The following is a 21,776-nucleotide window of genomic DNA, read 5'->3' as shown; positions in this document are numbered from 1 at the left end:
CTGCGTTCCATGGTGCATATCGCGCGCTCGATGACCGGTAGGCAAAGCTGCTTGCGCTTCGAAGTCCTGTTCCTGCAAACAGGCCGCGGCGCGGGATCAGAGGTGGGGTAGCCTGTCGTCATGGACTCCCTGATCGCCGCCTCCGCGCGTGCCCTCGCCGCCGGCGACGCGCTCGGCGCCCTCAAGCGGGTCGCCCTGCGCGACGACCCGCCGGCGCTGGCCCTGCGCGGCATCGCCATGGCCCAGCTCGGCGAGCACCCGCGCGCCCGCGAGCTCCTGCGGCTCGCCGCCCGCGGCTTCGGCGCCCACGAGGCGCTGGCGCGCGCTCGCTGCGTCGTTGAGGAGGCCGAGGTGGCGCTGGCCATGCGCGACCTCGGCGGCTCGCCGCGCTCGCTGGCGGCAGCCTCGGCCACGCTCGAGGCGCACGCCGACCATGCCAACGCGCTGCAGGCGCGGCTGATCGCGGCGCGCCGGCTCCTGCTGCTCGGCCGCCTCGACGAGGCCGCGGCCACGCTGGCGCCGCTCGATGCGCGCGGCCTGCCGCCGTCGCTGGCGGCGGTAGGCCGAGCTGGCCGCGGCCGATGCCGCCTGCGTGGCGCTCGCACGCGCGGCCCGGCGCAGGCGGCGCTCGCCCGCGCGCACGAGGCGGCCGATCGTGCACGCGTGCCGGCGCTCCTGGCCGAGGTGGCGGAGGCGCGGGCTGCGCTCGATCGTCCCGCCGCCCGGCGCCTCTCCAACGGCGGCGAGCAGGCGCTGCGCCTCGACGAGGTCGCAGCGCTCCTGGCCTCGGACGCGCTGGTGGTCGACGCCTGCCGTCGCGGGGTGGGTGCCGGCGACGCGTGGCGGCCGCTGGCGCGCCGGCCGGTGCTGTTCGCGTTGGCGCGTGCGCTCGCCGAGGCGTGGCCCGGCGATATCGATCGCGAAGCCTTGATCGCGTGCGCGTTCCGCACCCGCCACCCCGACGAGACGCATCGAGCGCGCCTGCGAGTCGAGATCGGCCGCCTGCGCGCGCTCGTCGCAGCGCTGGCGCAAGTCGAGGCCACCGCGCGCGGCTTCGTCCTCAGGCCGCGCGACGCGCGCGATGTCGTCGTCCTGGCGCCGCCCATCGACGGCGAGCAGGCATCGCTGGTGGCGCTGCTCTCCGACGGCGCGGCCTGGTCGACCTCGGCCCTGGCGCTGGCCCTGGGCGCCAGTCAGCGCACCGTCCAGCGCGCGCTCGTCGAGCTCGAGGCAGAGGGGAGGGTGCGCGCTATCGGGCGGGCGCGGGCGCAGCGCTGGCTCGCGCCGCCGCTGGCCGGATTCACGACGATCTTGTTACTCCCCGCTGCGCTCGCGCTTGATTAGAGTTGTCTCCAGGCGCCGATCCGAGGCGCACCACAAGGAGCAACGATGAGCAGCAAGACCAGCAAGGACAGACCTCAGGCAACGGCGCGTGCGGCCGAGATCGTGCGCGAGTACGGTCCCTTCCCTGGGGCCGACAGCGTGCACGGCGTGACCCACGATGGCCAGCGCGTCTGGGCCGCCACCGGGGCCAGCCTGATCGCCTTCGATCCCGAGAGCGGCGCGCCCACGCGCACGCTGGCCCACGCCTGCGACGCCGGCACTGCCTTCGACGGCACGCACCTCTATCAGATCGCCGAGGCACGCATCGACAAGATCGATCCGGCCACCGGCGACGTGGTGGCCTCCATCCCGGCGCCCGGCAAGGGGAGCGACTCGGGGCTCACCTGGGCCGAGGGCAGCCTGTGGGTGGGCCAGTACCGCGATCGCAAGATCCACCAGATCGATCCGGCGACCGGCGCAGTCATTCGCACCATCGAGTCCAACCGCTTCGTCACCGGCGTGACCTGGGTCGACGGCGAGCTGTGGCACGGGACGTGGGAAGGCGACGAGAGCGAACTCCGCCGCATCGACCCGAAGAGTGGCACCGTGCTCGAGCGGCTGGAGATGCCGCACGGCATCGGCGTCAGCGGGCTCGAGTCCGACGGGGCCGATCTCTTCTATTGCGGCGGCGGCGCGAGCGGAAAGGTCCGCGCCGTGCGGCGTCCGAAAGGCCTCAGGTCATAAGGCAAAGGGGCACACCATGAACACCACCGAAACAAGCACAGTGAACCATCCCGTCGTGTCGAAGGAGCGATGGGTTGCCGAGCGCAAGACGCTGCTGGCCCGCGAAAAGGAGCTGACGCACCTGCGCGACCAGATCGCCCGCGAGCGCCGCGCGCTGCCGTGGGAGCGCATCGAGAAGGACTACGTCTTCGACGCGCCCGAAGGCCGCCGCGCGCTCGCCGACCTCTTCGAGGGCCGCCGCCAGCTGCTGGTGCAGCACTTCATGCTCGGCCCGGGATGGGAGCAAGGGTGCCCGAGCTGCTCCTACATGGCCGACCACACCGACGGCATGAACGTGCACCTGGCGCATCGCGACGTCACGTTCGTGGCCATCTCGCGCGCGCCGCTGGCCGAGATCGAGCGCTTTCGCCGGCGCATGCGCTGGCAGTTCAAGTGGGTGTCCTCTAACGGCAGCGACTTCAACTACGACTTCGGCGTCAGCTTCACGCCGGAGGAAGTGGCCAAGGGCAAGCTCCACTACAACTACGGCGAGTGGCCCCTCGCTGGGGAGGAGTGGCCCGGCATCAGCGTGTTCTACAAGGACGACGCGGGCGATGTCTTCCACACCTACTCGACCTACGGGCGCGGCGTGGAAGTGATGATGGGCACCTACAACCTGCTGGACCTCACGCCCAAGGGCCGCGACGAAAACGCGGGCCAGGGCATGGCATGGGTGCGCCACCACGACCGCTACGAGCCGGCACCGGCCGCGAGGCCGGCCGCTGCGGCCGGATCGTCCTGCCACTGACATCGAGCATGCGTCATGGCAAGCCTTTGGCCATGGCTGGCGGTCGCAGGGGTCGGCGCCCTTCACGGGCTGAACCCTGCCACCGGCTGGATGTGGGCCGCCGCCTGGGGCCTGCGTTCGCGCGATCGGGCGCAGGCGCTGCGGGCCTTGATGCCCATCGCCGTTGGGCATGCCGTGTCGGTTGCGATCGTGGCCTGCGCTTTTGCACAGGGCATGTCGATGGACCGCACGCTGGTCCAGGGCCTGGCCGGCGCACTGCTCGTCGGCGCGGCGGCCTACCGTTGGCTGCGCGGCGCCGGGCAGCGCACGCCCATCAGCAAGCAGGCCGGCCACGCCGGCATCGCGCTCTGGTCCTTCCTGATGACCACCGCGCACGGGGCCGGGCTGATGCTGGTGCCGGCGCTCGTGCCGCTGTGCCTTGGCGACAATCCGGCGCGCGAGATCACCGCGTCGGGCTCGCTGGTCCTGGCACTGGCGGCCGTCGGCGTGCACACGGCTGCGATGCTGGTCACGACCGGCGTCATCGCCACCGGCGTATGCCGCGGCGTCGCCATGCACCCTCGCCTGCTGAGCGGCACGGCGCCGCGCCAGGCCTGGACCGCGGCCCTGGCCCTCACCGGCGTTCTGTTGATGGCGCTTCGCTAGCAAGCAGATTCGACATGCGCCGGCAATCCGCTCTGGCCGACGGCGACATGGCTTGCCAGCACATGGCCGTCCGGATAGTCCCCGCCGTTCTGCCGCCGGAAGGGAATGGGTGCGTCCTCGAAGAGGCCCGCTAGACGCGAACGCCAGGCTTCCTTCGTCGCGCTCAGCGCTTCCCCGCTCATGCGCCCGGCGCCATAGGCCGCAAAGGTCGGCAGCACGTCGAAGCCAGGGAAGTAGAGCGAGCCGTGCGTGATGGGGAAGAGCAGCTGCTCGAGCGGCCCGTTGATGCCTCGCGGCGAATAGTCCTTCGCCGGCCCGCCGGCCGCGACGCACAGCATGGCCCGCTTGCCCTTGAAGGCGCCATCGCCGTAGCGATATGTATTGCCGGCGTTCTTGTAGCCATACGCGAGGCCGTAGGCCCACACCCGGTCCAGCCAGCCCTTCATGATGGCCGGCATGCCGTACCACCAGAGCGGAAACTGAAAGATGACTGCGTCCGCGGCAAGCACCTTCTGCTGCTCCGCGGCGATGTCGGCGGCCTGGCGTCCGCTGGCATAGGAATGCCCGGACTCGTCCACGAAGGACAGCCGCTCCGAATCGGCACGGGCGGGGAAGTCGTGTTCGTCGAACACGGCTTTCCAGCGCATGCCGTACAGGTCCGACTGCAGCACTTCATGCCCTTGCTGCCGAAGCGTCTGCCGGGAGACCTCGACCAGCTGCCGGGTCAGCGATGTGGGCTCGGGGTGGGCATGGACGATCAAGACTTTCTTCATGCACGCAAGTCTCGCTCGCTCGCAGCCATCCGTGAAATCGCAAGATTGTTTGGCTACCATCCATCCAATGGATAGCAAACGCCTCGACCTCAATCTGCTGGTCACGCTGGAGGCCTTGCTGGTGGAGCAGAACGTGACGAAGGCGGCCGCCCGCCTGCACCTGAGCCAACCAGCGGTCAGTGCCCAGTTGAGCCGTCTGCGGGATGTCTTCGATGACCCGCTGCTCATTCCCGCACAGCGAGGGATGACACCGACCGCCAAGGCGGTCGACCTGCTCGACCCGCTGCGCCAGGCCCTCGATCAGCTTCGTGCCACGGTCGCCGCCCATAGCAACTTCAACCCTGCCAAGGCCAGGCTGACCGTCGCCATCGCCTGCACGGACTACCTGCACGCCGCGGTGGTCAAGCCGCTCGTCGTGCAACTCAGGACGAAGGCGCCCGGGGTGCGTGTGGCGCAGCGCAATCTGGACATCCCCGAGTTGGAAGCACAGATGGCGCGCGGCGATGTCGACCTGGCGCTCATGACGCCGCAAGGCGCGCCGCCCAGTCTTCGCACCCGGCATCTGTTCGACGAGCGCTATGTGCTCATCGGCCGGCGAAAGCACCCGCGGCTGCGGGCCGGGATCACTGTCGAGGAATTTGCCCGGCTGGAGCATGTCGTCGTGTCCCTTCACGGAGGCGGCTTCGTTACGCCGGTGGACGACGCCCTGGCTGCCTTCGGACTCAAGCGCAACGTGGTGCTGTCGGCGGCTTCGTTCCTGGTCGTCCCAGATATCGTGTCCCAGTCGGACTTCGTGGCCCTGGTCCCGGAACGGCTGGTACGCGACCGTGCCGACCAGCTGAAGTTGATCGACTGTCCGTTCCCGGTGGAAGGCTTCGCGGTGGGGATGGTGTGGCACGAGCGCAGCCACGGGCACAGCGGCCAACGCTGGATCCGGGAGACCGTCGCCTCTCTGATCGGTCAATCCTGAGCGTGCATCCCGCCTTCTGGCGAGCGCTGGAATCTCGCATAAACAGAAACCAAAGGCGTATCCTCGCAAGTTCGCTCCAGAGGGTGGCGAACAATGCAAACAATTGTCCAGTGGCTTGCTGAGATCGGCATGGAGCGCTATGCGCCGATGTTCGAGGCGCAGCGCATTGAACTGGACGTCGTCGCCGGCCTCACCGACGCAGACCTCAAGGAAATCGGCATCGCGGCGCTGGGCGATCGCAAGCGGATCCTGTCGGTGATCGCGCAGGGTATCCAAGAGGTCCCCACGAGCCACATCACGCAGGCTGCGGCTAGCCTGCCTGCGTCAGCGCAAGTCGCCGAGCGGCGGCAACTGACGGTGATGTTCTGCGACCTGGTCGGTTCGACCCAATTGGCCGGCCTGCTCGATCCCGAGGATCTGCGGGCCGTCATCGGCGACTACCATGCCGCGGTGACGGCGGCGGTGGCTGCACACCAAGGCTACGTCGCACAGTTGCTCGGCGACGGGGTGCTCGTGTATTTCGGCTACCCGCACGCCAACGAGGACGATGCAGCGCGCGCGATCCATGCAGCACTGGACGCGATCGCTGCAGTCGGCCGACTCGCAGCGGGTGGCCAGCACGCCTTGCACACCCGCATCGGCATCGCGACGGGCCTCGTCGTCGTCGGCCAGATCGGATCCGGCACGCCGGCGGCCGAGTTGAGCGCCAGCGGCGAAACGCCGAGCCTGGCGGCCAGGCTGCAGAGCCAGGCAGCGCCTGACTGCATCGTCATCGCAGATCGGACCCGGCGGCTCATCGGTGAAGAGTTCGAACTCGACTCGCTGGGTCTGTTGGAGCTCAAAGGCTTCGAAGCGCCGGTGCATGCGTGGCAAGTGCTGCGCGAGCGCCGGACCGCAAGCCGTTTCGAAGCCATTCACACACAACAACTGTCCCAGTTGATCGGACGCGACAGCGAACTGGCGCTGCTGCTCGAGCGGTGGAACACCGCGTGCGAGGGCGAGGGCCAGATCGTGCTGCTCTCCGGCGAACCGGGGATCGGCAAGTCGCGGATCACCCAGGCCCTGCGGGAACGCACAGCCACCGGAGCCCGCGAGACGATGGTGCTGCAATGCTCGCCCTCTCACAGCAACAGCGCCCTCTATCCGCTGGTGCGCGGTCTGGAAAACGCGGCGAACCTGACACCGGCCGATCCACCGGCCCAACGCGCCGCGAGCTTCGAACGGTATCTGAGCGACCATGGGGTATCGCTCGTGCCCGATGCGCTGGGTTGCCTGCTCAGGCTGATGATGCTGCCGGATGGAGGCCGGCCGGCCCCGGCCGGCCAGACGCCGCAGCAACAGAAAAGCGCGACCTTGCAGGCGGCGATCGACGTCATCGACGGTGTTTCCCGTCGGGCGCCGCTGCTCGTGCTGGTCGAGGACGCGCACTGGATCGATCCCACGACCGAGGAATGGATCGGCCTGGCCGTCGACGGCCTGCGCGACGCGCGCGTCCTGATGCTCTTGACCTGCCGTCCGCAATACGTGCCGTCCTGGGGCAACCCTTCGACCCGGTTGACGATGAACCGGCTGAGTCACCGGCAGTCGGCGGCGCTGATCGAAACCGTCACCGCCGGCAAGTCGCTGCCTGTGGAGTTGATCGACGAGATCATCCGCAAGACCGACGGCGTACCGCTGTTCGTCGAGGAGCTGACCAAGACCGTGCTGGCCTCCGCGCTCGTCGAGGACACACCGGCAGGCTACCGGCTGCACGGTCCTCTGCAGACGCTGGCGATTCCGTCGACGCTGCAGGATTCATTGATGGCGCGGCTTGACCGGCTGGCTCCTGCCAAGGAGATCGCACAGGTCGCAGCAGCCATCGGACGCGATTTCAGCCATGCGCTGCTCGCACAGGTGCTGCAGATGCCGCCCGCGCAGCTCGACCAGGCGCTGGATGAGCTGCTTCGTGCCGAGCTGGTGTTTCGCCGCGGCACGCCTGCGGACGCGGGCTATGCGTTCAAGCATGCGCTGATCCGGGACACGGCCTACAACAGCATGGTCAGGAGCCAGCGCGCGCTGCGGCATGCGCAGATCGCGGACGCACTGGAGCGCAGCGAGCCGCAGACCGTCGCTGCGCATCCCGAACTGCTGGCTCAGCATCATCAGGAAGCCGGCCACGGCAGCGAAGCCCTCCGGTACTGGACGGCGGCCGGCGACCTGGCGCAGCGCCGATACGCCAGCCGCGAAGCAGCGAGCCACTACAACGCCGCCATCGCACTCGTGTCCCGCTTGCCTGCCGGGCCGGCGCGCAGCGAGCTCGAGCTGGCTCTCCAGCTGAAACTCGGCAATGCGCTGACGGTCTCGGAGGGCTACGCCTCCAGCGCGACGTACCAGAGCTACGCGAGGGCGCGCGAACTGGCGCGAGAACTCGGACGGGTCGAGGACTACGTGAGCGCGTGGGTCGGCTCGGCGCCGACGATGAACTCGGTCAGCAACAGCGAGATCATCGAAAGCATCCGCGAGATCGAACCGGCGCAGCTGGCGTCGCTGCAAGCGCGGTTGCGCGTCAGCGTATCGATCGTCCTCGGTAGCGCCCGCTATCTGCGCGGCGAGATCGGCGAGGCGTGGGCGCACCTGGAAGAGGCCAAGGCGCTCGACGACAGCGTGCAGCTCACGCATGAACACCCCATCGCGGGGGCGGATCCGGCGGTCATGATTCGCGCCATCAGCATGAGAGTGCGCGGGATGCAGGGCTATCTGGAGCAGGCCGAAGCGCTCGCGGCGCAAGCGTTGCAGATCGCCGAAGCCAGAGGTCATCCCCCAACGATCGCAATGGCCAGGCAAACCTGGATCAGGGTCCTGCTGGCTAAAGGCGAGCCGGCGCAGGCAGCTTCGGAAGCAAAGCAGATGCTGGAGCTGTCCGAACGTTTCGGCATCCAGACGCGGGTTGCCAACGCCTTGATTTTCCTCGGACGGACCAGCGTTGCGCTGGGCGATGTCGAGGCCGGGATCCTTCTCCTCAGGAAGGGCTATGACCTCTGGAGGTCCGCCGGCGGAAAGCAACAAGGCTCGCAGTACGGGGCGCAGGCGGCAGACGTGCTGTTGCGGGCCGGGCGAAGCGACGAAGCACGGCGATTCATCGCCCAGGCGCAGGCTGCCCAGGGCGAGACCGACGAGCGCTTCTACGAGACCGAACTGCTGCGGCTTTGCGGCCGGTTTCTGGAGATCGACGGCGACGACACCGGCGCCGAAGCGCACTACCAGAACGCCATCGCCATCGCCGAGGAGCGCGGCGCCAAGCTCTTTTCATTGCGCGCGGCCCGCGACCTGGCGGGGTTCTGGCAGCGTCAGGGGAAAAGCACCGAGGCGCGGCAGATGCTGCAGCCGCTCTACGGCTGGTTCACCGAAGGGTTCGGGTTCAGCGATCTTCGCGAAACGAAGGCGTTGCTCGACTCGCTGCAGAAAGGGCAGACGAAGCTCGACCGTTGAGGCAGTGGTTCGCCCCTCAGTACTTGAGCTTCGGATACCAGTCGGTCCCGCGTCCGTCCGGAGTCAAGTCCAGCATGGACCAGAGCGAGGCGATGTCGGGCGCGTCGCGCGGGTCCTGGCCGGGGTCGGCCATCTCGCCGGTCATCTCGCTCGCCCAGAACAGCCGGACCTTGCTGCCGTCGCGCCTGAACACGTTCAGCGCCGGGTACTCGCTCCCGTCGGGCATCAGGATGCCGAGGTCGTTGGCGTAGTCGTCGCCGATGGTCTGCACGAAATTCAGGTCACGCCAGCCGCGCTCCTGCGCGAAGGCGTATTGCCGCTCCACGGGCGAGCGCCCCAGGATCTTGAGCGCAACCCGCTGCTTGATGTCGGCGGCATTGCCGTTCACCGCGCCCAGCCAGTTGGTGCACATCGGACACGGCCGTTCACGCTGCGGCCCGTACATCCAGAAGTAGGTGACGAGCGTGTCCTTGTCGCCGAACAGATCGATGAGCCCGACCTCGAAGGCCTGCTCGTCCTTGAAGCGGTAGTCCTTCTCGATCACCGGCCCGGGCGGCAGCGCGCGGCGCTGCTCGCCCAATCGGGTCATGTGGCGACGAAATTCGATCTCTTCCGCCAGCAGCGCTTGGCGCGCGGCGTCGTATTCGGCCGTCGCGCCCGGGAACGGCGTCTTCGCCTTCTTCGCGAGTTCTGCGGCGGGGGTGAGCGGATCTTTCATGTCTTGCTCCTGTGTTCGGTGCCGGCCGAGGCGCGGCGCTCCACAGTGCATGGTGCGCGTTCGACGAGCGGTAGACAAGGCTGCTTGCGCCGCTGCAAAGAAGAGCGGTGCTAGGCTGCGGCCCTATCCCTCATCCCCGGTAGGACAGATGAAAGCCGACGACCACGCCAGGAAATACCGCAGACGCTCCGGCAACAAGGGCTTGAGACCTTACGTTGCACCATTGGTTGCCGTCTTCGCGGTCATCGGCGCATGCCTTCTCTATGCATGGACGCCCGAGCCGCTGCCGGCCTCCGCGGCGTCTGCCGGATCGATCGACTCGGGCAGGAAGCCGATTGAACGAACGGCCGCACTTCCGCCCCTGAACCTACCGGCCGACGACGCGCCTCATGGGTCCGGCATGGAATGGTGGTACTACAACGGAATCCTCGACGCGAAGACAGGCCATCGCTATGCATTTCACGTTGTTGTCTTCGTAGCCAACGGGCTGGTCAAGCACACGGTCATGCACGCGGCGTTGACCGACCTCCAGACCGGGCAACGCTATTCCAGCCAAACGCGTACCGGCGGCGTTCCTGCGAAGAGCGCCGCAAACGGCCTGGACTTCAGGCAGGACGGCTGGCAAGTCGCTGCTGCGGGTCCATCTCATGCAGTGCACGCCTCTCTTGAAGGAGGTGCTTCGATTGCGCTCGACCTGAGCGATTCGCACCAGCCTGTCCCCCATCGAGCTGCAGGTTCGGAAACCCCGGGTCTGCTTGATTTCGGCATGAGCGGGATCAGTTACTACTATTCGCGTCCCCGCATTTCCGCCCAAGGCGAAGTCTCCATCGGAGGGAAGCCGGTCCAGGTCAGCGGCGACGTGTGGTTCGACCATCAATGGGGCGATTTCGATGTGTTGAGCCTCGGATGGAACTGGTTTGCATTGCATCTGGCGGATGGTTCCGATGTGATGCTCTATGCGCTTTTCGACACGGCTGGCCGGCAAGTCATGACAGCCGGCACGGTCTCGAATGCACGCGGGTCTCATCCATTGAAGCCGGACGAGATCGAGCTGGTGCCCGTCAACAGATGGACGAGTCCGAGCACGAAGATCAGCTACCCCGTCGAATGGCGCATCAGGCTCCCCTCCGGCGAGTTGAGCATCAAGCCCTTCTTTGCCGACAGCGAATTCGATTCGCAGAAAACGACGGCGAACATTTATTGGGAAGGGCCCGTCCAGGTGACGGGAAGTTCCACGGGCGAGGGTTTTCTGGAGCTGAGCGGATACGACCGCTTGAAGATTCGATGACCTGAAGCGCCCACGCGTTGAGCAGGCCTCTCACTCCTTCACCGACCCCGTCAACCCCGACACGTAGTACTCCACGAAGAAGGAGTAGATGAAGGCCACCGGCAGCGACCCCAGCAGCGCGCCTGCCATCAGCGGCCCCCACTGGTACACGTCGCCCTGCACGAGCTCGGTCACCACGCCCACCGGCACGGTCTTGATCTCCGACGACGAGACGAAGGTGAGCGCGTAGATGAACTCGTTCCACGAGAGCGTGAAGGCGAAGATGCCTGCCGAGATCAGGCCGGGCACGGCGAGCGGCAGCACGATCTTCACCAGGATCTGCCAGCGGCTCGCGCCGTCGATCAGCGCGCACTCCTCCAGCTCGAAGGGGATGGAGCGGAAGTAGCCCATCAGCAGCCAGGTGCAGAAGGGGATGAGGAAGGTCGGGTAGGTCAGGATCAGCGCCAGCCGCGTGTCGAAGAGACCGAGGCCGAACACCACGTTCGCGAGCGGAATGAACAGGATCGACGGCGGTACCAGGTAGGCGAGGAAGATCGCGAGTCCCACCTGCCGCGAGCCGTTGAAGCGCAGCCGCTCGATCGCATAGGCCGCGAACACCGAGCAGGCGAGCGAGCAGAAGGTCGACACCACCGACACCAGCAGCGTGTTCCAGATCCACTGCGGGTACGAGGTCTCGAACAGCAGCTTGTGGAAATGCGCCAGCGTCGGCGCCACCACCCAGAACGGGTTGCCCTCGCGCGTCAGCAGCTCGCCATCGGGCTTCACCGAGGTGATCGCCATCCAGTAGAACGGGAACAGCAGCACGATCAAAAAGACCACGAGCGGCAGGTACACGGTCACCACCTTGCGCGGCAGCGATTCGAGATAGCTCATGCCGACCATGTCGGTCGTTGCGGCCTTCGCGTTCATTTGTCCGATCCCCCTTGCTGCCACTTGCGGCGCTGCAAGCCGAAGTAGCTGAACAAAACGCAGGCCAGCAAGAACGGCACCATCGCGATCGCAATGGCCGCACCCTCGCCCAGCGCCCCGCCCGAGATCGCGCGCTGGAAGGACAGCGTGGCCATCAGGTGCGTCGCGTTCAACGGCCCGCCGCGCGTGATCACGTAGATGAGCTGGAAGTCGGTGAAGGTGAAGAGCACCGAGAAGGTCATCACCACCGCGATGATCGGCGTCAAGAGCGGCAGCGTGACGTGCCGGAACTGCTGCCAGGGCGAGGCGCCGTCGATGGCCGAGGCCTCGTAGTACGAGGGCGAGATGGTCTGCAGCCCCGCCAGCAGCGTGATGGCGACGAAGGGGATGCCGCGCCACACGTTGGCCGCGATCACGGACCAGCGCGCATTCCAAGGATCGCCGAGGAAATCGATGTAGGCGTCGATCAGCCCCATCTTCATCAGCGCCCAGCTGACGATCGAGAACTGCGAGTCGTAGATCCACCAGAAGGCGATGGCCGACAGGGCCGTCGGCACGATGTAGGGCAGCAGGATGACGGCGCGGAAGAAGGTCTTGAAGCGGATGTTCTTGTTGAGCAGGAGGGCCAGCCACAGCCCCAGCACGAACTTGAACACGCTGGCCACCATCGTGTAGAGCAGCGTGTTGAAGAGCGCGAGGCGCGTGACCGCGTCGTCCCAGAGAAACTCGTAGTTCTCCAGCCCGATCCACTGGCCGCCGCGGCCGACCTTGGTGTCGGTGAAGCCGAGCCAGATGCCCAGGCCGAGCGGATAGGTGAGAAACAGCAGCAGCAGCCCCGCCGCCGGCAGCATGAAGAGCAGGCCGAGGAAGTTGCGGCTGTCGGCCAGCCGCGCCGTCCACGGACGCGCCGCAGGCGCGTCCGCGGCAGGCTCAGACCTTGTAATAGCGTTCGGCACGCTTTTGCGCCCGTTCGGCGGCTTCCTTCGGCGACTTGGAGCCGCTGGCCGCCTCGGCCACCATGTTCGTCACGATGAAGTCCGCTCCCGCGCCGGCCGACGCATAACCCAACGTGCCGGCATACCCGGTCGGCCGCATGTTCTTCGTGCAGTCGCGGTACGGCGTGTGCTTCGGGTCGACGGTCCAGACGGCGCTCTTCTCGTAGGCTGCGAGCGGCTGCGAGATGTAGCCGCCTGCGGCCTGCAGCCACGGGTCGAACTGCTCCTGTTCCATCATGAAGCGCAGGTACTCCTTGGCCGCCTGCGGGTACTTCGTGTACTTCATGACCATCTGATTGAAGAACAGGTGCGACTCGGTCGGCACGCCCGCCGGCCCGATCGGGTAGGGCGCGTGGTTGATGTCCTGCGCCATCTCCTTGAGCTTGTCGTCCTTGGAGTTCTTCGTCGCGTAGTAGATCGAGATGCCGTTATTGGTAAGGCTGATCTGGCCGTCGAGGAAGGCCTTGTTGTTGTTCGGGTCCAGCCACGACAGCGTGCCGGGCGCGAAGGTGGCGTACATCTCCTTGGCGTACTCGAGCGCCTTGATGGTCTCCGGGCTGTCGATGACGACCTTGTTGCTCTTGTCGACGAGCTTGCCGCCGTGCGACCAGATCAGCCAGTTGGTCCACAGCCCGTCGCCGGTGGCGTTGCCGAGCGCGAAGCCGGCGGGCGTGCCTTTCGCCTTCATCGCCTTGAGCAGCTCGAGGAAGCTGTTCGTGTCCTTCGGGAAGGTGTCGAAGCCTGCCGCCTTCACGTGGCTCTGGCGGTACACCAGCATCGCGCCGGCGGTGCCGAGGGGCACGCCGATCCACTTCTTGCCGTCGGGCCGCAGGTAGGCCTCGCACCCCTGGTACCAGCCGCCGTACTTGCGGCCAAGGTAGGTGCACAGGTCGGTGACGTCGAGCAGTTTCTCCGGGTAGAGGTTCGCGTCGTCGTTGGTCGACAGGATGATGTCCGGCCCCGCGCCGGTATTGGCGGCGACCGCGGCCTTCGGGCGCACGTCCTCCCAGGTCTCGTTGTCCACGCGCACCTGGACGCCGGTGGCCTCGGTGAACTTCTTCACGTTGGCCATGTAGGCATCGATGTCGCCCTGCACGAAACGGCTCCAGCGCAGCACGCGCAGCGTGGCGCCCTTCTCGGGCTTGAAAGTCATCGACTGCGCATGCGCGGCGGTGGAGAAGAGCGCGGTGCCGGTGCCGAGCGTGGCTGCGGCGGCGACGCCGGCCGAGCCTTCCAGAAACTTGCGGCGATTGAACTCATTCATTCGTGTTGTCTCCTGTGCTTTTGAACGGACTGCCGATGGAATTCAGGACACCAGCCGTTCGCCGGTGCCTGCGTCGAAAAGATGCGCGCGCTGCAGATCGGGCTGCAGGTGGATCGTGGTGCCGGGCGCGAAGTCGTGGCGCTCGCGGAACACCGCGGAGAGTTCGGCGCCCTCGTGGCGGCACGAGACGAAGGTGTCCATGCCGGTCGGTTCCATCACCGCCACGCGCGCGGGGATGCCGCTGCCGTCGGCGAGCGTCAGGTGCTCGGGCCGGGTGCCGTAGACCACCGACTGGCCGTCGACGCCGCCGGCGTGCACGGGCGCATCGAGCTGCGTGCCGTCCTGCAATTCCACGCGCGCCGTGCCGGCGCTGCGCCTGAGCGTGCCCGGCAGGAAGTTCATGGCCGGCGAGCCGATGAAGCCGGCGACGAACTGGTTGGCGGGGTTGTCGTAGAGGTCGAGCGGGCTGCCGGTCTGCTCGATGCGGCCCTCGCGCATGACCACGATCTTGTCGCCCATGGTCATGGCCTCGATCTGGTCGTGCGTGACGTAGATCGAGGTCGTCTTCAGGCGCTGGTGCAGCTCCTTGATCTCGCCGCGCATCGCCACGCGCAGCTTGGCGTCCAGGTTGGACAGCGGCTCGTCGAACAGGAACACCTGCGGGTCGCGCACGATCGCGCGGCCCATCGCGACGCGCTGGCGCTGCCCGCCCGAGAGCTGGCGCGGAAAGCGGTCGAGCAGAGGAATGAGACCGAGGATCTCGCCAGCGCGCTTGACCTTCGATTCGATCGTCGCCTTGTCCAGCTTGGCGAGCGCCAGCGCGAAGGCCATGTTGTCGCGCACCGTCATGTGCGGATAGAGCGCGTAGTTCTGGAACACCATCGCGATGTCGCGTTCCTTCGGCGGCAGGTCGTTGACGCGCCGCTCGCCGATGCGGATCTCGCCGCCGTTGATCTCCTCCAGTCCGGCGATCATGCGCAGCAGCGTCGACTTGCCGCAGCCCGAAGGCCCCACCAGCACGGTGAAGGAACCGTCCTGGATGTCGATGTCCACGCCATGCAGGATGGGGACATTGCCGAAGCTCTTCTTGACTGCCTGGATCGTGACACTTGCCATGCACTGGAATCCTGAAGTTGCGCGAAGCTCGCGGGCGACGCGGGACCCCTGCATCGCAGACGCGGAGTATCGGCACTGGGTTGCCGGGTCGCTATCAGGGCAAACCGGTACGTGTTAACCCCTCGATGATTTGTATGATGACCTGATCACCGTGCTCCATTCCGCCACGCCCGCGCAGGCGCCCGCCCCCTCCGAACCCCTGCGGTCGGCAGCCGACCGGCTGTCCGACCGCCTGGCGCTGCGCCTCGGTGCCCTCATCGAATCCGGCGAGCTGGCGCCTGGCGACCGCCTGCCCACCGAGCAGCAGCTGGCGGCGACGCACGGCGTCTCGCGAACGGTGGTGCGCGAGGCGTTGCACCAGCTCAAGTCCAGGTCGCTGGTGGTGTCGCGCCAGGGCTCGGGCGTCTTCGTGGCGCCCACGCCGCAGAACCAGCCGCTGGCCTTCGACCCGGCCGTGCTGGGCTCCGTGCAGGCCGTGGTGCACGTGGTCGAAGTGCGGCGAGTGCTCGAAGGCGCGATCGCGGCCCTGGCGGCCGAGCGCGCCACCCGTGCCCACATCGCGGCGCTGCGCCGCGCGCTCAAGGCCATCGACGCCGCGGTGGCCGAGGGGCGCGACGGGGTGGCCGAGGACCTGGCCTTCCACCGCATCATCGGCGAGTCCACGGGCAACCCGCAGTTCCGCCTCCTGCTCGGCTTTCTCGAGCAGTACCTGCGCGAAGGCATGCGCATCACGCGCGGCAACGAAGCGCGCCGCAAGGATTTCATGGAGGCGGTGCAGCAGGAGCACCACGCCATCGTCGAGGCGATCGCCTCGCGCGACCCGGAAGCGGCACGCCACCACGCCACCCGGCACCTGATCCTCGGCGAAGAACGGCTCGTCGAGGGCGGCATCATTCCCAGCCGCAAACGAAGATTGAAGGAGAAGAAATGAAACTGCTGATCACCGGAGGCGGCGGCTTCGTCGGCGCGCGCCTCGCCCGCACCCTGCTCGCGCGCGGCACGCTCGCCGGCGAGCGCATCGACCGCATGGTCCTCACCGACATTGCGCCGCCGCCGGCCGACCTGGTAGCGGATGCGCGCGTCGAGGCGCGCACCGGTCCGCTGCTGGCGCAGACCGACGCATTGCGCACCGAAGCCTTCGACGGCGTGTTCCACCTGGCCTCCGCCGTCTCCGGCGAATGCGAGCTCGACTTCGATCTCGGCCTGCGTTCCAACCTGGACAGCACGCGCGCGCTGCTCGATGCGCTGCGCGCCAACGTCAATGCCGGCGGCAAGGTCACGCGCGTGGTGTTCTCGAGCTCGGTCGCGGTCTTCGGGCCGGATCCGGCCGTGCCGCTGCCGAAACTGGTCGCCGACGACACGCTGCCTGCGCCGCAAACTTCCTACGGCACGCAGAAGCTGATCTGCGAACACTTGATCGCCGACTACACGCGCAAGGGCTACATCGACGGCCGCGCCGCGCGGCTGATGACCGTGACGGTGCGGCCCGGCAAGCCCAACGCCGCGGCCTCGTCCTTCTTCAGCGGCATCATCCGCGAGCCGCTGGCCGGCGTGGAAGCGATCTGCCCGGTCTCGCCCGAGGTCTCGCACCCGATGTCTTCGCCGACACGCACGGTGGACGGCCTGATCGCCGTCTACGAAGCCAGCCGCGAGGCCTTCTGCGGCCGCACCGCGCTCAACCTGCCGGCCCTCAACGTGCGCGTGAGCGACATGCTCGACGCGCTCGAGCAGGTCGCCGGATCCGCCGTGCGCGCGCGCGTGCGCTTCGAGCGCGACGAGCGCATCGCCGGCATCGTGGCCAACTGGCCCACCGGCGCAACGGCCGCGCGCGCCGCGCGGCTCGGCCTGCTGCCGCACGAGAACTTCGCGGACATCATCCGGCAGTACATCGACGATTGCCGCGCGCTCCCGAACGCCAACGAGACCCTGAAGGGAGTGTCCTGATGAAACCGAAGAACAACAACAAGAAGCCGAAGCAGGCCCTCAAGTTGCGCTCCCAGGCCTGGTTCGACAACCCGGCCAATGCCGACATGACGGCGCTCTACCTCGAGCGCACGATGAACTTCGGCCTCGGCTTCGACGAACTGCAGTCGGGGCGGCCGATCATCGGCATCGCACAGACCGGCTCGGACATCGCGCCCTGCAACCGCCACCACCTGGTGCTGGCCGAGCGCGTGCGCGAAGGCATCCGCGATGCCGGCGGCATCGCCTTCGAGTTCCCGATCCATCCGATCCAGGAAACCTGCAAGCGCCCGACGGCGGCGCTCGACCGCAACCTGCAGTACCTCTCGCTGGTCGAGGTGCTCTACGGCTATCCGCTCGACGGCGTGGTGCTGACCACCGGCTGCGACAAGACCACGCCGGCGCAGATCATGGCCGCCGCCACGGTGGACATCCCCGCCATCGCGCTCAATTCGGGGCCGATGCTCAACGGCTGGTACGAAGGCGAACGCACCGGCTCGGGCACCATCGTCTGGAAGGCGCGCGAGCTGATGGCCGCGGGCAAAATCGGCTACCAGGAGTTCCTGAAGCTCGTGGCCTCCTCGGCGCCGTCGACCGGCCACTGCAACACCATGGGCACGGCGTCGACCATGAACTCGCTGGCCGAGGTGCTGGGCATGACGCTGCCGGGCAGCGCCGCGATCCCGGCGCCCTACCGCGACCGCCAGGAGATGGCGTACATGACGGGCAGGCGCATCGTCGAGATGGTGCGCGAGGACCTGAAGCCTTCGGACATCCTCACGCGCGCCGCCTTCGAGAACGCGATCGTCGTCAACTCTGCGCTCGGCGGCTCGACCAATGCGCCGGTCCACCTGAACGCCATCGCGCGCCACATCGGCGTCGAGCTGACGACGGCCGACTGGGAGAAGCACGGCTACAAGATTCCGCTGATCGTGAACCTGCAGCCCGCCGGCGAGTACCTCGGCGAGGAGTACTACCGCGCCGGCGGCGTGCCCGCGGTGGTCGCCGAGCTGATCGCCCAGGGCAAGATCCAGCCCGCCCTCACCGCCAACGGCAAGACGCTGGTGGAGAACTGCGAAGGCAAATTCACGAGCGACCGCAAGGTGATCTTTCCGTACGCCAAGCCGATGAAGAAGAACGCCGGCTTCCTCAACCTCAAGGGCAACCTGTTCGACTCCGCGATCATGAAGACCAGCGTGATCACGCCGGAGTTCCATGCGCGCTACCTCGAGAACCCGAAGGACCCGATGGCCTTCGAAGGCACGGCGATCGTCTTCGACGGGCCGGAGGACTACCACCGCCGCATCGACGACCCGAAGATGAAGCTCGATGCGAACAGCATCCTCTGCATGCGCGGCGTGGGGCCGGTCGGCTATCCCGGCGCGGCCGAGGTGGTCAACATGCGCGCGCCCGACTACCTGCTCAAGAAAGGCATCACCGCGCTGCCCTGCATCGGCGACGGCCGGCAGTCGGGCACCTCGGGTTCGCCGTCGATCCTCAATGCCTCGCCGGAGGCCGCGACGGGCGGTGGGCTCGCACTGCTCAAGTCCGGCGACCGCGTCCGCATCGATCTCAAGAAGCGCACCGCGAACATGCTGGTCTCGGACGAAGAGCTTGCCAAGCGCCGCGCGAAGCTCGAAGCCGCCGGCGGCTATCCGTATCCGCCGAGCCAGACGCCGTGGCAGGAGATCCAGCGCGCCGTCGTCGACGAGCTCTCCGAAGGCATGGTGCTGAAGCCCGCGGTCAAGTACCAGAAGATCCACGCGACCTTCGGCATTCCGCGCGACAACCACTAGCGCCTGTCAGCGCCTAGGCACGCGAAGCCTTGCTTGCCTGTCGCGGCGCTCCGTGCGCCAGGTTGGCGGCAATGAGTGCCGCGGTCAGTGTCACGAGCCACGAAAAATACACCCATAGCAAGAAGACGGGAAAGACCGCGAAGGCTCCGTAGACGGCCTTGTAGGTGGGAATCTTGAGAAGGTAGGTCGCGAAGCCGCGCTTGCCCAACTCGAGAGCGATGCCAGCGATCAAGCCACCCGCGATCGCATCACGCCGCCGAACCTTGGTGTTCGGGACGAAGTAGAACAGGCTCGTCACGACCACCATGCAGAGCGCCACCGGGCCCAGGTTCAGGACGAACCTGGCCGAGGGTGGCAGGGTTCCGATCAAACCCATCGACGCACCCAGCACATGCGACGTCGCCCACAGACTCACCCCCAGGGCCGGTGGCCCCACGGCCAGCATCAACAAATACAGGCCCACTCGCTTGTAGAACGGACGATTTCTTTTCACGTTCCAGATCTGGTTGAAGGCGTTTTCCACGGTGAGCATCAGCGCAATCGCCGCCACCAGCAGGAACAATGAGCCCACCAGGGTGAGGCCACTCGCATTGGCGGCGAACTGATGGAGGTACTTCAGCACCGTGCGTGAGATGTCTGCCGGAAGCAGGCTCTTCAACAAGTGCTCTTCGAGCGCATCCTCGAAGCGCTTGAACATCGGGAAGCGCGTGAACAGCGCGAGGCTCACCGCGAGAAACGGCGCGATGGACAGGACCGTCGTGAAAGTCAGGCTGCCGGCGACCTGGGCCAGGCGTTCTTTCCTGGCGCGGCGGATCGTGAGTCGGGTCAGGCTGAGCATGCGTCATTGATGTTTGGGTGTCGGCTGAGATTCTCGCCTGGAGGAGGTGCCGGAGGAGATGGCACGTGGCCGCGAGACGTCCTGAAACAGGAGCATGTCCCGCACGCGCTGCGAGGCACCGTCGTAGAAGCCCTGCGTCGGCTGCTCCTGCGCGGCTGGATTGGAGAAAGTGCCGAAGACGATGTCCCACAGAGGAAGGTCGGCATAGTTGTGCGCATGCACGCCGCGCGCGTGGTGCACGGCATGGCTTTCGGGCCGCTGCACGATATAGCCAATCGGATGGGAGGACGCCGGCATTCGCGATTTCATGCAGTGCCTCAACAGGCGCTTCCGGGTCGTGGTTTTCGACCGCCGCGGCGTCGGGCTGTCCGAGCGGCTCGATGTCAACTCGTCTGCACATGCGACAGCCACCGATATTCGCCTGATTCTTGACGACGCGGGCATCGAACGCGCCTGGCTGTTCGGTTCTTCGGAGGGCGGGCCAGCCGTCATCGATCTGGCAGTGGAGCATTCGACGCGAGCGCTCGGGTTGATCCTGTTCGGTGCAATGGCCAAGGGCTCGTCGTCGTCCGGCTACATTCACGCGATGCCGGCCACGGCATTCGACGTCTGGCTGGACAGGCTCGTGGCCGAGTGGGGAGGTCCAGCGGGCATCGAGACCTTTGCGCCCGGTGCCCGACAAGACCCTGCGGTGCGCGCGTGGTGGGCGCGGATGATGCGTCACTCCACCTCGCCGAGCGCGCTCGCCGCCGCCCTGAAGGCCTTGCGTGACGTGGATGTTCGAAAACAGGCAGAGCAGGTCCGCGTGCCTGCACTCGTTCTGCATCGAGCGGGAGATCGCGCGATTCGCGTTGGGGCCGGCGCCGACCTCGCGAGCCGCATCCCGGGTGCTCGATGGATCGAGCTCGCTGGAGACGACCACTGGTGGTGGCGCGGGGAAACCGGTCCGTTGCTGGCTGCCATCCTCGCCTTCGCCGACGCACATTCCGACGCAGTCGCGCCAGCTATGCCGCTGCGACATATCTAAAAGTGTCCTCCTCAGCTAGCAGGCTGTATGCCGAGTTGAGATAGTTCATGACACCGGGCGAACACCGGCGGTTTGAACAAATATGAGGAGACAAGATGGATATGCGCGATCGCGCCTGGCTTGCTGCGGGCATCGCAACGGCTTCGCTTGGAGCCTTCCCGGCACTTGCACAAAGTCCGTCGGCGAACAGCGTCAGTATTTATGGCGTGCTGGACGAGTATGTGGGTTCGCTTCGCCGAAGCGATCAAGCGGGCCGCACCACCGTATTGAACAGCGGCGGCATGACCACTTCCTACTGGGGGATACGGGGAACCGAAGACTTGGGAGGAGGCTTGCAATCGTTCTTCGCGCTGGAGAGCTTCTTTCAAGCCGACAGCGGGAACTTTGGCAGGACCGCTGCCGATCCCTACTTCTCGCGAAATTCCTATGTCGGGCTCGGCGGAGCCTACGGCCAGGTGAGCCTGGGGCGACAGACCAATGCGCTCTATACGGCAACAGGCAACTTCAACCCCTTTCTGGCGTCTGCCAATCTGAGCCCTGTCATGCTGCAGGTCTGGAACACGGGCTACAACCGTGCGATCCTGGGTGACAGCGTCTGGGACAACACCATCCAGTACGCGTCGCCGGAAGCAGCGGGGTTTCGCGTTTCTGCAGCGTACGGACTGGGCGAAGTGGCGGAGCGCACTGGTGAACGCAATTTCAACCTGAGCCTCAACTACGCGAAGGGTCCGTTCGCTGCGGTGGTCTCCGCCCAGCAGGTCAAGGTGGGCCCGGGCCTTTCGGCCCGGATCTCGAGCCAGAAGGCGCAGATGGCCGGGCTCTCGTATGACTTCGATGTGGTGAAGGTCTACGGCCAATACTTTCATACCGATACGCCTGGCATCCGGACCAAGACCCGGACGACCCAGCTCGGCTTCGCGGTGCCCATAGGCGCCGGCCGGGTCATGGCCTCTGTTTCCCGCACGCAGAGAGACATGCCGATCGCCGACTCTCGTCGAACCACAGGTGCCGTCGGCTATGACTACTTCCTCTCCAAGCGCACGGATCTCTACGCGGTCTACCTCGCGGACAAGCTCACCGGATTCGCGCGAGCAGGAAACGTCGCGCTCGGCATGCGACACCGCTTCTGAAAACGCCAGCACGCTTGTCTCGA

At 66.8% G+C, this 21,776-nt stretch carries 20 protein-coding genes; 12 read left to right on the top strand and 8 right to left on the bottom strand.

Features of this window, described 5'->3' with window-relative positions; all coding sequences use genetic code 11:
• Window positions 1–120: 120 nt before the first annotated feature.
• Genes ACSQ86_RS29090 through ACSQ86_RS29075 form a run of 4 tightly spaced genes read left to right on the top strand, consistent with a single transcriptional unit; the run spans window position 121 to window position 3,499 of the window.
• A complete protein-coding gene (locus ACSQ86_RS29090) occupies window positions 121–1,344 on the top strand; it encodes a helix-turn-helix domain-containing protein (RefSeq protein ID WP_436310185.1) in 1,224 nt (407 codons plus the stop codon).
• A gap of 45 nt (window positions 1,345–1,389) precedes the next feature.
• Window positions 1,390–2,067, top strand: a complete 678-nt coding sequence (locus ACSQ86_RS29085; RefSeq protein ID WP_436306148.1) for a Vgb family protein — start codon at window positions 1,390–1,392, stop codon at window positions 2,065–2,067.
• Window positions 2,068–2,083: 16 nt separating this feature from the next.
• A complete protein-coding gene (locus ACSQ86_RS29080) occupies window positions 2,084–2,854 on the top strand; it encodes a DUF899 domain-containing protein (protein WP_436310184.1) in 771 nt (256 codons plus the stop codon).
• A 15-nt stretch (window positions 2,855–2,869) separates the two neighbouring features.
• The gene (locus tag ACSQ86_RS29075) at window positions 2,870–3,499 is read left to right on the top strand and encodes a hypothetical protein (protein WP_436310183.1); all 630 of its coding nucleotides are present in this window, start codon (window positions 2,870–2,872) and stop codon (window positions 3,497–3,499) included.
• On the opposite strand, the gene ACSQ86_RS29070 is transcribed toward ACSQ86_RS29075, so the two are convergent.
• Window positions 3,496–4,272 carry an NAD(P)H-dependent oxidoreductase gene (locus ACSQ86_RS29070; RefSeq protein ID WP_436306145.1) on the bottom strand — a complete coding sequence of 259 codons (777 nt, stop codon included), beginning with the start codon at window positions 4,270–4,272 and terminating at the stop codon, window positions 3,496–3,498. The two genes, ACSQ86_RS29075 and ACSQ86_RS29070, sit on opposite strands and share 4 nt — an antisense overlap.
• 67 nt (window positions 4,273–4,339) lie before the next feature.
• Here ACSQ86_RS29070 and ACSQ86_RS29065 point away from each other — a divergent pair, with 67 nt between their 5' ends.
• Window positions 4,340–5,242, top strand: coding sequence for a LysR family transcriptional regulator (locus ACSQ86_RS29065; protein WP_436306144.1), 903 nt, complete (start codon window positions 4,340–4,342; stop codon window positions 5,240–5,242).
• Between the two features lie 93 nt (window positions 5,243–5,335).
• The gene (locus tag ACSQ86_RS29060; RefSeq protein WP_436310182.1) at window positions 5,336–8,710 is read left to right on the top strand and encodes an adenylate/guanylate cyclase domain-containing protein; all 3,375 of its coding nucleotides are present in this window, start codon (window positions 5,336–5,338) and stop codon (window positions 8,708–8,710) included.
• Window positions 8,711–8,726: 16 nt separating this feature from the next.
• Here ACSQ86_RS29060 and ACSQ86_RS29055 read toward each other — a convergent pair whose 3' ends face one another.
• Entirely contained in the window at window positions 8,727–9,428 is a 702-nt protein-coding gene (locus tag ACSQ86_RS29055) for a DUF899 family protein (RefSeq protein ID WP_436310181.1), read from the bottom strand.
• A gap of 148 nt (window positions 9,429–9,576) precedes the next feature.
• Here ACSQ86_RS29055 and ACSQ86_RS29050 point away from each other — a divergent pair, with 148 nt between their 5' ends.
• Entirely contained in the window at window positions 9,577–10,716 is a 1,140-nt protein-coding gene (locus tag ACSQ86_RS29050; RefSeq protein WP_436310180.1) for a lipocalin family protein, read from the top strand.
• Window positions 10,717–10,746: 30 nt separating this feature from the next.
• On the opposite strand, the gene ACSQ86_RS29045 is transcribed toward ACSQ86_RS29050, so the two are convergent.
• The 4 genes from ACSQ86_RS29045 to ACSQ86_RS29030 form a co-directional block, all read right to left on the bottom strand.
• Window positions 10,747–11,625: a carbohydrate ABC transporter permease gene (locus tag ACSQ86_RS29045; protein WP_436306136.1), complete on the bottom strand. Its 879-nt coding sequence runs from the start codon at window positions 11,623–11,625 to the stop codon at window positions 10,747–10,749.
• A complete protein-coding gene (locus tag ACSQ86_RS29040; RefSeq protein WP_436310319.1) occupies window positions 11,622–12,476 on the bottom strand; it encodes a carbohydrate ABC transporter permease in 855 nt (284 codons plus the stop codon). The genes ACSQ86_RS29045 and ACSQ86_RS29040 overlap by 4 nt, the downstream gene beginning before the upstream one ends.
• Before the next feature lie 79 nt (window positions 12,477–12,555).
• A complete protein-coding gene (locus ACSQ86_RS29035) occupies window positions 12,556–13,884 on the bottom strand; it encodes an ABC transporter substrate-binding protein (protein WP_093107243.1) in 1,329 nt (442 codons plus the stop codon).
• Between the two features lie 42 nt (window positions 13,885–13,926).
• Window positions 13,927–15,000 (bottom strand): ABC transporter ATP-binding protein, encoded by a 1,074-nt coding sequence (locus ACSQ86_RS29030; RefSeq protein ID WP_436306135.1) that lies wholly within the window; start codon window positions 14,998–15,000, stop codon window positions 13,927–13,929.
• A 151-nt stretch (window positions 15,001–15,151) separates the two neighbouring features.
• Between ACSQ86_RS29030 and ACSQ86_RS29025 the strand changes: the two genes are divergently transcribed.
• From ACSQ86_RS29025 to ACSQ86_RS29015, 3 genes are read left to right on the top strand one after another with little or no spacing between them, the layout of a single operon-like run.
• The gene (locus ACSQ86_RS29025) at window positions 15,152–15,931 is read left to right on the top strand and encodes a FadR/GntR family transcriptional regulator (RefSeq protein WP_244503872.1); all 780 of its coding nucleotides are present in this window, start codon (window positions 15,152–15,154) and stop codon (window positions 15,929–15,931) included.
• Window positions 15,928–16,944 (top strand): D-erythronate dehydrogenase, encoded by a 1,017-nt coding sequence (gene denD / locus ACSQ86_RS29020; protein ID WP_436306134.1) that lies wholly within the window; start codon window positions 15,928–15,930, stop codon window positions 16,942–16,944. Before ACSQ86_RS29025 ends, denD begins: the two co-directional genes overlap by 4 nt.
• Window positions 16,944–18,758, top strand: coding sequence for an IlvD/Edd family dehydratase (locus tag ACSQ86_RS29015; protein WP_436306133.1), 1,815 nt, complete (start codon window positions 16,944–16,946; stop codon window positions 18,756–18,758). The genes denD and ACSQ86_RS29015 overlap by 1 nt, the downstream gene beginning before the upstream one ends.
• Before the next feature lie 13 nt (window positions 18,759–18,771).
• Here ACSQ86_RS29015 and ACSQ86_RS29010 read toward each other — a convergent pair whose 3' ends face one another.
• Together ACSQ86_RS29010 and ACSQ86_RS29005 are read right to left on the bottom strand one after the other, a co-directional pair.
• Window positions 18,772–19,596, bottom strand: a complete 825-nt coding sequence (locus ACSQ86_RS29010; RefSeq protein WP_436294178.1) for a YihY family inner membrane protein — start codon at window positions 19,594–19,596, stop codon at window positions 18,772–18,774.
• 3 nt (window positions 19,597–19,599) lie between these two features.
• Entirely contained in the window at window positions 19,600–19,893 is a 294-nt protein-coding gene (locus ACSQ86_RS29005; protein WP_436310179.1) for a sterol desaturase family protein, read from the bottom strand.
• A 10-nt stretch (window positions 19,894–19,903) separates the two neighbouring features.
• On the opposite strand from ACSQ86_RS29005, the gene ACSQ86_RS29000 reads away from it, so the two are divergent.
• Together ACSQ86_RS29000 and ACSQ86_RS28995 are read left to right on the top strand one after the other, a co-directional pair.
• Window positions 19,904–20,623: an alpha/beta fold hydrolase gene (locus ACSQ86_RS29000; protein WP_436306130.1), complete on the top strand. Its 720-nt coding sequence runs from the start codon at window positions 19,904–19,906 to the stop codon at window positions 20,621–20,623.
• Window positions 20,624–20,718: 95 nt separating this feature from the next.
• Complete coding sequence (locus tag ACSQ86_RS28995; protein WP_436310178.1) at window positions 20,719–21,753, top strand: porin; 1,035 nt, start codon at window positions 20,719–20,721, stop codon at window positions 21,751–21,753.
• Window positions 21,754–21,776 lie beyond the last annotated feature (23 nt).

The sequence above is a fragment of the Variovorax sp. LjRoot130 genome (assembly GCF_964253755.1).
Classification (GTDB): Bacteria; Pseudomonadota; Gammaproteobacteria; order Burkholderiales; family Burkholderiaceae_C; genus Variovorax.
The sequence above is the reverse complement of the archived record's forward strand: the minus strand, read 5'-3'. Positions and strand labels throughout refer to the sequence as shown.